10 protein-coding genes (1 of these 10 running past the window's edge) are annotated in these 9,151 nt (G+C 48.8%); 3 read left to right on the top strand and 7 right to left on the bottom strand.

Features of this window, described 5'->3' with window-relative positions; all coding sequences use genetic code 11:
* Positions 1–469, bottom strand: partial view of a hypothetical protein gene (locus ACJJIS_RS22885; RefSeq protein WP_475709163.1) — the 5' portion only. 119 nt of this gene lie to the left of the window's left edge; 469 of the gene's 588 nt are visible here — the first part of the coding sequence; its start codon is at positions 467–469; its stop codon lies beyond the left edge, outside the window.
* A complete protein-coding gene (locus ACJJIS_RS22880; RefSeq protein ID WP_475709162.1) occupies positions 466–969 on the bottom strand; it encodes an RNA polymerase sigma factor in 504 nt (167 codons plus the stop codon). The genes ACJJIS_RS22885 and ACJJIS_RS22880 overlap by 4 nt, the downstream gene beginning before the upstream one ends.
* A 174-nt stretch (positions 970–1,143) precedes the next feature.
* Here ACJJIS_RS22880 and ACJJIS_RS22875 point away from each other — a divergent pair, with 174 nt between their 5' ends.
* The 3 genes from ACJJIS_RS22875 (at position 1,144) to ACJJIS_RS22865 (ending at position 3,325) form a co-directional block, all read left to right on the top strand.
* Complete coding sequence (locus tag ACJJIS_RS22875; protein ID WP_413663737.1) at positions 1,144–1,587, top strand: MarR family winged helix-turn-helix transcriptional regulator; 444 nt, start codon at positions 1,144–1,146, stop codon at positions 1,585–1,587.
* Positions 1,588–1,852: 265 nt separating this feature from the next.
* The gene (locus ACJJIS_RS22870) at positions 1,853–2,275 is read left to right on the top strand and encodes an organic hydroperoxide resistance protein (protein WP_413663738.1); all 423 of its coding nucleotides are present in this window, start codon (positions 1,853–1,855) and stop codon (positions 2,273–2,275) included.
* A gap of 30 nt (positions 2,276–2,305) precedes the next feature.
* Entirely contained in the window at positions 2,306–3,325 is a 1,020-nt protein-coding gene (locus ACJJIS_RS22865; protein ID WP_475709161.1) for an alpha/beta hydrolase, read from the top strand.
* A 42-nt stretch (positions 3,326–3,367) separates the two neighbouring features.
* On the opposite strand, the gene ACJJIS_RS22860 is transcribed toward ACJJIS_RS22865, so the two are convergent.
* The 5 genes from ACJJIS_RS22860 to hutI form a co-directional block, all read right to left on the bottom strand.
* Positions 3,368–3,769, bottom strand: a complete 402-nt coding sequence (locus tag ACJJIS_RS22860) for a RidA family protein (protein ID WP_475709160.1) — start codon at positions 3,767–3,769, stop codon at positions 3,368–3,370.
* Positions 3,770–3,860: 91 nt separating this feature from the next.
* Positions 3,861–4,760 carry a LysR family transcriptional regulator gene (locus tag ACJJIS_RS22855; RefSeq protein WP_475709159.1) on the bottom strand — a complete coding sequence of 300 codons (900 nt, stop codon included), beginning with the start codon at positions 4,758–4,760 and terminating at the stop codon, positions 3,861–3,863.
* Positions 4,761–4,890: 130 nt separating this feature from the next.
* Positions 4,891–5,853 (bottom strand): formimidoylglutamase, encoded by a 963-nt coding sequence (gene hutG / locus ACJJIS_RS22850; RefSeq protein WP_475709158.1) that lies wholly within the window; start codon positions 5,851–5,853, stop codon positions 4,891–4,893.
* Between the two features lie 287 nt (positions 5,854–6,140).
* A complete protein-coding gene (locus ACJJIS_RS22845) occupies positions 6,141–7,256 on the bottom strand; it encodes a heparan-alpha-glucosaminide N-acetyltransferase domain-containing protein (RefSeq protein ID WP_475709157.1) in 1,116 nt (371 codons plus the stop codon).
* Positions 7,257–7,736: 480 nt separating this feature from the next.
* Positions 7,737–8,966 carry an imidazolonepropionase gene (gene hutI, locus ACJJIS_RS22840; protein ID WP_413663744.1) on the bottom strand — a complete coding sequence of 410 codons (1,230 nt, stop codon included), beginning with the start codon at positions 8,964–8,966 and terminating at the stop codon, positions 7,737–7,739.
* Between the last annotated feature and the right edge of the window lie 185 nt (positions 8,967–9,151).

The following is a 9,151-nucleotide window of genomic DNA, read 5'->3' as shown; positions in this document are numbered from 1 at the left end:
GAGGATTACGGACCAAAGGTTCCGTCGCTCCACGAAGAAACCTGCTAAGTTCCCACAAACTGATAATAAATATTTGCAGGACCAGGAATAACCAGCTGAAATAAACTTCTCGACGTTTTCGCCTAAGCCTCAGCAGACCTAATTCAACATAGGCCTTAGCCGATTCTTCTAGCGGGGCCCAAAGACCTCGCCGATTAACTGTCGAAAATACTATTGCCGAAACGAGCGTCGCAATAACAAAAGCTACTCGGTACATGGTATCTGGGTAGTTCTTCGCAAGAATTACTCCTAGCAAATAGATTACCCCAGCTATTGCAAAAAGATATTCAAAAGCGACCACCAATCGCATTCGTCGCTCCTGGCGACGCACCCAATTCAGCGCTGTAATTGGGATTTCTGCGCTGGTCTGTTGCCCCTTCCAGATACTTTCCAGCTCTAGCCACTGTTTTTCTGTGTCTGATTCATTCATTTTTCACTTCCCAAAAGGCAGATATTGAGACGCTCTTTTGCCCGGTTGAGCCGCACTGCAATATTGGACTCGGTAATACCCAGAACTTCAGAGATTTCCGCATAGCTCAGGCCTTCCAGGCGAAGAGTCAATGTCTGCTGGAGTCCTAAGGGTAATTTCTGCACTGCACGAACCAGCTGTTCAGACTTGCGTTCGGCTACCAATCGCTCTGCGGGGCCCGGCTGGTGGTCCTCAAGCTCCAGTAATTCATCATCACTCCCATGATAAGTTTTTCTACGGGTCAGCTCGGTCACACAGCGGTTATGTGCGATACGATATACAAAGGTTTTTAAGCTGGCATCACCGCGAAATGTCGGCAGGGCCCGCCAGAGTCCCAGCCAGATTTCCTGTAACAGATCATCATGCTCGGCTTTTGATCGCACATAGCTATGTACCAGCCGGGAAACCCCTTCGGTATATTCCGTAGTCGCTTGTTGAAATAATTGATCCCGTAATTCCACCGGCCACTCCATCGTCTATGCAAATTACTGTACCGGCTTCAAATAAAACCTTACAAAAAGTTTCGCTGCTCTCGATTGGCAGTATGTGTCGGTTCTGAAACAATGAAGGAGCGTGGTAAGTCCATACTTGCGCTACACTGGCGCAAAACTGCCACCGGTAAGTAGGGTGTGCCTATGGCCAAGTCCATAAACGAAGACCAAAAACTCGATAACCAACTTTGCTTCAGCCTGTATTCTGCCTCCCTGGCAATGAGCAAGATGTACAAGCCTCTATTGGAGACACTGGGAATAACCTACCCCCAGTACTTGATGATGCTGGTGCTCTGGGAAGACGACGGAATCACCGCTACGGAGCTGAGTCTGCGGCTTGGCCAGGATAAAGGTGCCCTAACGCCAGTTATCAAACGACTGGAGAATCAAAAGCTGATCAACCGCCACCGAGACCCGGAGGACGAGCGTCGAGTCATTATCGAGCTGACTGATGCCGGTAGGTCGATGCAAAAAGAGGCTGCTTCAATTCCCACTCAAGTGCTGAATGCCTGTGGCTTGAATCCTCAGTCTGCACGGGCGCTAAAGACGCAAATAGAGACGCTTCGCCAATATTTAGCGAACCCCTGATCTTCCCCTCTTTTATCGCCCCGCCATTAGCGGGGCCCCCGCTTTGGCTCCATTTGTTATAGCTATCGTCCTTATAGCGATATTTAATTATCGCAATAATAGTTATCGCAATAACTTTATCTGGCGTCCAAGCTGACGCACTGTTTAGAAGCTGACTTAGAAATCCGGACTACTACCCCCAGCTCAATAAATCCAGCGGGAAAAGGACTGGACTCCATTCCAGGCGGCTTCTGACAGACAAACACACATCAATGAGGACAGGTTAATGCAAACAGTTTACACCGCAGTAGCAACGGCAAATGGCGGCCGTGATGGCGAAGCTCAATCATCAGATGGAAAGTTAAGCGTCAAGCTCAGTATTCCCAAAGAGCTTGGCGGCCCCGGTGGCGATGGCACCAACCCAGAGCAACTGTTTGCTGCGGGTTACTCTGCCTGCTTTATTGGCGCTCTTAAGTTTGTCGCCGGTAAAGAGAAAGTAAAAGTCCCGGAAGAAACCACTGTGCGCGCTGAAGTTGGAATCGGTCCCCAGGGTAAGGGGTTTGGTCTGGATATTGACCTCTATATCGATCTTCCCGGCCTGGATCAAGCGACGGCAGAAAAAATTGCCAACACCGCTCACGATGAAGTTTGCCCTTATTCCAATGCAACCCGAGGCAATGTTGATGTGCGCCTGCACATATCTTCTTAAGCAACCGGTAGAGAATTGAAGGTATCCGTTATGAATGGCTTAAAAGTTTCCAAGCTGGCACTACCCCTTTTCTTTGCTCTTGGTATGACTTCTGCGTCTGCTTCTATTTCCCCTGGTGTTGAGAAAAATACCCAGGGGTTCCTTCAAGCACTGGCGCAAGGTGGCGGCAAACCCATTGAGCAACTATCACCGAAAGATGCCCGCGCCGTCCTGGTCGAAGCCCAAAAGGGTGCGCAATTGCCGCCCGCTGAAGTCAGCAAGAAAACCATTACGGTTAATGGCGAAAAGCTGGAACTGACTATCGTTAAACCGAAAAACACCCGGGGCCAGATTCCCGCCTTTATGTATTTCCACGGCGGAGGCTGGGTCTTGGGTGACTACCCAACCCACGAACGCTTGATCCGCGATCTGGTTCAACGCTCCGGCGCCGCTGCGGTATATGTGGCTTACACCCCATCTCCAGAGGCCAAGTACCCGACTGCAATTAACCAGGCTTATGCGGCTACCCAGTGGGTCGCGGAGAATGGCGAAAAGATCGGTGTCGACGGTTCCCGTCTTGCCGTGGCCGGTAACAGTGTCGGTGGCAATATGGCAGCCGTGGTTGCCTTGATGGCGAAAGAGAAAGGAACACCGGATCTGCAATTCCAACTGCTGCTCTGGCCGGTTACCGATGCCAACTTCAACAACGCTTCTTACAAGCAGTTCGCCCAGGATCACTTCCTGACACGAGATATGATGAAGTGGTTCTGGGATAACTACACTACCGACCCCAAACAGCGCAACGAGATCTATGCTTCACCTCTGCGCGCAAGCAAATCCCAGTTGGTCGGCTTGCCTCCCGCTCTGGTGCAGACTGCTGAGATGGATGTGCTGAGAGATGAAGGCGAAGCTTACGCCCGCAAACTTAACGAAGCTGGTGTGACCGTAACCGCTGTTCGCTATAACGGCATGATTCACGACTACGGCCTACTAAATGCCCTGAGTGACGTGCCCGCAGTGCAGGATGCTCTTGATCAAGCAGGCTCCGAGCTTAGGGAACACCTCAAGTAAAACTTAAAAGCCCTGCAATGCGGGGCTTTTTTATTCAGGTACTTAAAGTAGCGTTTTGGCCACTGCCTCAATTTCGATCAATGTCTCTGGCGACGCCAGGGATATGACTCCCACCCCCGTGATTGCCGGGCGAGTAGTACCCAAATATTTAGATAGCACGGGGACTATTTCCCCCAGATGCTCACTAACTTCTCCACGCACATAGATACGTAACTGCAAAAGGTTCTCTACCGACGATCCGGCCTCATCCAATACTGTCAATAAGTTTTGCATGGCGCTTTCCGCCTGAGCACCAACCCCTATGTTTTTAACTTCACAATTACTATCCCAATCCACCTGACCCGATACAAATACCAAGCCTGTTTTGGTATCGACTCGGGCGTGGGATAGGCAGGAAGAACTGCCATCATAAAGTGAAGAAGGATTAATATTCAGAATACTCATAACAGACCTGTATGCTTTCTAGCTTTTAAAAAAATCATAGTAGAAAGGCAGCTTTGCCAAAGCTATGGAGTAAAGCTTGTTACGGATACAATCAGGAAGCTATTGACTTAGAAAATCGTTGGTGCAGATCATTGAGAATCCAACTTACCAATGGATCATTTTCCACTCGGGGATGAAAGGCGGCTACAACTTCGTAGCCAGGTGGATACTTGTCCAAGGTAATTTCCACCAAGCCCTCACAAGGCATCAACCTAGAGGGAATAAAGGCCAGGGCATCCGTCCTTTTCAAGAACTCCTGGGCTATATAAAAAGAGGGCGCCGAAACAACAATCTCTCTTTTTAGATCTTGCCCCTCTAGCCAACGATCGGCTGAACCGCGCAAGCCTCCAATCCCTGGCGATGTAATCACAAAATCAGATTGCATCAACTGATCAATAGGGACCAACTCATCTAAACTATACATAGGATTAGCCGATACACAGACATAACGCTCATTAAAGAGCACCTGTGTATTAATTCCATCAGGCACATACCCCGCTGATGTGAAAGCTAAGTCAATTTCTCCCTGATGCATTTTCTGGGTGAGCGAGACGCTTTCAATATTAGTGACAATAAATTTCACTTTCGGCGCATATTGCCTGACCCTTTGGATCAACTCGGCAACAACCACTTTTTGCGCGTAATCTGTAGCAGAGATCACCAGGGTCCGGGAAGTCTGGCTTGAATCAAGAGAGCCCGGAGCGGGAATCTCACTGAGTAACGTCAGCACCTGTCGAATCTGTGGTTCTATAAATTTTGCATAACTGGTGGGAGCCATCCCATGCCCAGTACGCACAAATAGATCATCCCCAACTATTTTTCTAATCTTCTTCAGTTGCAAACTGATAGCTTGCTGCGAAACCTGCAGATGCTCTGCGGCAAGGGAGATACTTTCAACCCTGAATAGTATTTCCAGGGTTTTTAAGTGATTAATTTCAAGATCTTTGATCATATCAACTGCAAAAGCGGAGCTTTCTGCCAGTCACTTACGGCTGTGGATAAGGATTAAAATAGTGGTTTCTAATACTGAAGTTAACGCGACCTCCAAAGCCATAGTGGCCGCGCTGTATTATTACAAATACTCAGGGAATTTTTCTGGCCGCACGATTTGCAATTTGAAAACCTAAGCGGGCTGCGGTACGCGCACCATGATCCTCAATATCGAAATAAGGATTAAATTCAGCGATATCCGCCAAACAAACTTTATTGGATTCCAAAACGGTATCCAGCAAGACTTCCAAAAACTCCATGGAAACTCCCCTGCCAGAGGGGGCACTCACCGCTGGCATTACTGCCGCCGGCAATACATCCAGACATACCGTCAGATAGACAAAATCCACCTTCTCGATAAAGTCGCGGATTCGCGCCTGAACTGTATTCAGATTCCAACTACTGATTTCACGGTCCCGAATAACCTGGGCACCCAATTCATCAGCTCTCTGATAGAGAGCAGGTGTGTTAGCGTTATCCGCCGCACCCACACAGAGATAATTAAATTCGCGGCCATTTATCCTGCACTGCTCTGCAATCTGGAAAAATGGCGTACCCGATGACCCCTTTGGCGCAGGTGTGCGTAAATCCAAATGCGCATCAAAATTGATAATACCTAGACTGCTCTCGCGGTGATGCTCGCGCATCCAGCGGGCAATCCCCTGATAACTGCCAAAAGCAATTTCATGGCCTCCTCCCAATACCAGAGGAAAGTGACCGGCACCGAGCAACTCATTGATACGGGCACCCAATAGCGATTGGGCAGACTCCAAGTCTTCCCGTTCGACTCTGACGTTACCCCCATCGTATAAGGGCGCATCAAAAGTTGCCGGCAAATTCGCCATGGCCAAACGCAATATTCTCGGTCCCTTGGCCGCGCCAATTCGCCCTTTATTTCGACGCACACCCTCATCAGAAGCGAAGCCGAGAATAGTCAGGCCGGGAGGGTCATCCAATTGCAAAGGTGAAATCCGCTGGTGCCAGCGCTCACCTGCACGTCCATCCTCAGAGTCGGTGCGACCACTCCATAACTGCATATCAGCAAGCTGTAACATCAATACCTCCGAGGAAGATCTTTATTGGCTTCAAGCCCCCACTTTGTAGGCAAGTTGAACCGGAATATCCATTGGCCGTGCGCAATATGCGCGCGCAAACCTTCGCACAGTGGGCTATGGGAACTGTAAAGCCCCAACGCGAGAGCTGCCGATACTTTTGGAAGTAGACGATCAAGCAATGCCCTCTGCGAGTACCTTAAAATTTGTCACGAAAAAGAAGCATTTAAGTTGCGCTTCTACAACACTAACGTGCCGCATTTTTCAACAACACGTGTTGCATGTCGGTACTATACAGCAGACGCTGCAGGCTGCTCCATAGCTTTCCCTTTATGGGAACGGAAATTAACCCAAGCTCGAGTCCCAAAATGAGAAAGCAGGAGTACGATAAACATTGCTGTTAACGTACTGGCCATACCAAGCTGCTGGGAACCAACTAACATTAATCCCCATCCAATTATCAACCACTGAGCGATATAGAACGGAGTTATGTTTTTACCCCAAAACACCATTACGTCAATGAGCTTTCTGTTCTTTACTTTGTTTAAGAGGAAATTACTAATCCAAAGCCAAAGGAAAGTATAGCCAATAAGCAGAATAATTAGACCTGGGCCACCTCTCATGTTTTCGGCAAAAAAGTATCGCGTATTCAACATGATTAGAAGGCCACCTATGCTCATTAGGGTTAAGCCAATCCATATGCTGCGTGAGAACAATACATCTATATTTTTTGTATTTTTAAACCAGTAGCCAACTGCCATGCCTGCGAGGGGATAGGCAAGCCAGGAAAATAACGGGAACATTACCCCTTCGCGCTTATTGCCAAAAAACAACTGTAAAATTTCGTCAATAACAACGGAGTTACTGCCGATATCCCAGACGAGTGAGGAGCCGAATGCTACGATAGCTGCCGCAGCGAGCCAGTATATAGGATGAGGCAAGAAGTGCCTGACTAGTGCACAAATAGCGAGCGCAAGGCCAGCAAACTGGAAAATATCTACCATAAGAAATTCACTCAGCGGTGTGTATTCTCCCAGTTGCTCTTGTGTGACAAGACCAAACTGTAAAGAAAGCCACATAGGCACTGTGCCACGGGCGAAATTAAGTAAATACCCTATTGCAAAAAGACCAGCAGCACGAAACAAATCCTGTTTCAGACTCGGCTTCGAACTATAGCCAATGAAAATACCCATAATCAGCATAAACACTGAAGCTGCCGGAGTTCCCGCAGATACCTGGATAGCAACACCAATAGCACTGTCTGCCACGTCTGTTCGTCCATAATGATATAAGACGTGAATAGCAATCATAAACAGTACGGCAATGCCTCGGGTCAGATCAAAGGCCAAAATACGAGGATTTTCTTGCGGGAGCACCACTGCTCCTGAAAGACTGGAATTACTCATTTTCAAGAGCTCCTAGCTTTAGAGTAATGAATTTAGTGTGCATTAACTGATATAGAGATATTGCAAAGGCAAGATGCACTTCCTGTGAAAATGTAAGGTATATAAAAATCCTTATTACTTATTTATCGGTTACAGCCCCCTGATCATTAATGTTAGGAGGGGACCGCTTATTTATTCCGATTGTAGATCTAAAGGGCTTGCAAATCCTTAGTATGCCCTATTTATCAGTCAACGCTGAGGCATTGGCTAGCAGTTTTAAAAAGTGCCGCCCAGTATAAATATAAAGCGATATCCATGAATTAAAAATAAAGCCCACGATAGACGCTAAACAGAGATCAACATTCCAAATCTCGGATAATAATGGGCGCAAAAACCTTATAAAAATTGTTGATAATATTGTTACTCATTTAGCACCAACTTATCCTTAATTCCGATGTACATCCACCCTAAGAATCAACATCCCCGATTCTCAGTTGCATATCAGCAAGCTGTGACATCGCGCCCCTCCAGGAAAATTCTTGCAGGCTTTAAGGCGCCCACTTCATAAGCGAGCTGATCCGGGGTATCCATCGGCCAAAGAACAATATCTGCTCGCAGCCCCTCGCGCAGTACACCGCGAGAACAACATAAACCCAATGCCCGAGCGGCTGCACGGGTAACGCCTGCGAGAGCTTCTGCCGGAGTTAAGCCAAACAACTGACAACCCATATTCATCATCAAACGCAGGGAAGCGATTGGACAACTCCCGGGATTAAGGTCTGTAGCCAATGCCATACAAACCCCTGCCTCGCGTAACTTTTCAATAGGCGGAACCTGGGTTTCGTGCAGCGTATAGAAAGCACCCGGCAGGAGGACGGCCACGGTGCCGCTTTCCGCCATGGCCCGGACATCCGCATCGCTGATGTATTCAATATGATCTACCGATAATGCCCCGGACTTTGCCGCCATTTCAGTAGCCCCTGTACGCGCCAACTGCTCGGCGTGCACTTTTACTGGCAGGTCCAGTTTTTTCGCTGCATCGATAACTCTCTGGCACTGATCGACAGTAAATCCAATCGTCTCGCAAAACATATCCACGGCATCGGCCAGTTGCTCGCGGGCTACAGCGGGCAATATCTGCTCGCAGATAAGGTCGATATATTCATCGGCACGACCGTCGTATTCCGGTGGCAGAGCGTGAGCTGCCAGACAGGTCGTTACTATTTCCACTGAGTTGTGTTGCGCCAGGCGTCTCGCGGTGCGCAATTGCTTTAGTTCAGTATCCAGGTCCAGGCCATAACCGGATTTAATTTCCACGGTTGTAACGCCTTCGGCCATCAGGGCGTGCAGACGGGGCTCAGCCAACTTATACAGGTTCTCGGCACTGGCACCCCGTGTCGCCCGCACGGTAGAAATAATACCCCCGCCAGAGCGAGCCACTTCTTCGTAACTCTCTCCCCCCAGGCGACGGGCAAACTCCCCTGCGCGATGGCCTCCATATACGAGATGCGTGTGGCAATCGATCAGGCCCGGAGTTGCCCATTGACCTTCGCCATCAACAATGCGGTCTGGGGTGCACTCGGGCAGATCCCGGCGGGGACCAATCCAAACGATCCGACCTTTGGTTACCGCAATTGCAGCATCCTCGATAACACCGTAACCACCGGCAATGGATGGGTCCATTGTGGCGGCATTCAAATTGGTAATCAGCAAATCACAGCGTTCTGACATAAGCTTTTAGCGGCACGCTTTTCCTTTTAAACCATAGATGCTCGGCCCGATGACCGACAAACCAGTAACGGGCAGGATACAGCTCCCCTCTTCGACTTGACAGCCCGCAGCAGGGAAACCATAGTAGCCGTAACTATTCTTGTATATACAACAATATACAAGCCACGGAAGCACTGTACCTGAGT

This window comes from Microbulbifer maximicatervae (SeqCode), from assembly GCF_056231245.1.
This window is presented reverse-complemented; position numbering and strand designations above follow the sequence as displayed.

What these genes read in the sequence shown, in the direction of transcription:
- ACJJIS_RS22860 (WP_475709160.1), bottom strand. Translation starts at nt 3,769, where the DNA reads ATGAGTATTCTGAATATTAATCCTTCTTCACTTTATGATGGCAGTTCT.
- ACJJIS_RS22865 (WP_475709161.1), top strand. Translation starts at nt 2,306, where the DNA reads ATGAATGGCTTAAAAGTTTCCAAGCTGGCACTACCCCTTTTCTTTGCT.
- ACJJIS_RS22845 (WP_475709157.1), bottom strand. Translation starts at nt 7,256, where the DNA reads ATGAGTAATTCCAGTCTTTCAGGAGCAGTGGTGCTCCCGCAAGAAAAT.
- ACJJIS_RS22855 (WP_475709159.1), bottom strand. Translation starts at nt 4,760, where the DNA reads ATGATCAAAGATCTTGAAATTAATCACTTAAAAACCCTGGAAATACTA.
- hutI (WP_413663744.1), bottom strand. Translation starts at nt 8,966, where the DNA reads ATGTCAGAACGCTGTGATTTGCTGATTACCAATTTGAATGCCGCCACA.
- ACJJIS_RS22870 (WP_413663738.1), top strand. Translation starts at nt 1,853, where the DNA reads ATGCAAACAGTTTACACCGCAGTAGCAACGGCAAATGGCGGCCGTGAT.
- ACJJIS_RS22875 (WP_413663737.1), top strand. Translation starts at nt 1,144, where the DNA reads ATGGCCAAGTCCATAAACGAAGACCAAAAACTCGATAACCAACTTTGC.
- hutG (WP_475709158.1), bottom strand. Translation starts at nt 5,853, where the DNA reads ATGTTACAGCTTGCTGATATGCAGTTATGGAGTGGTCGCACCGACTCT.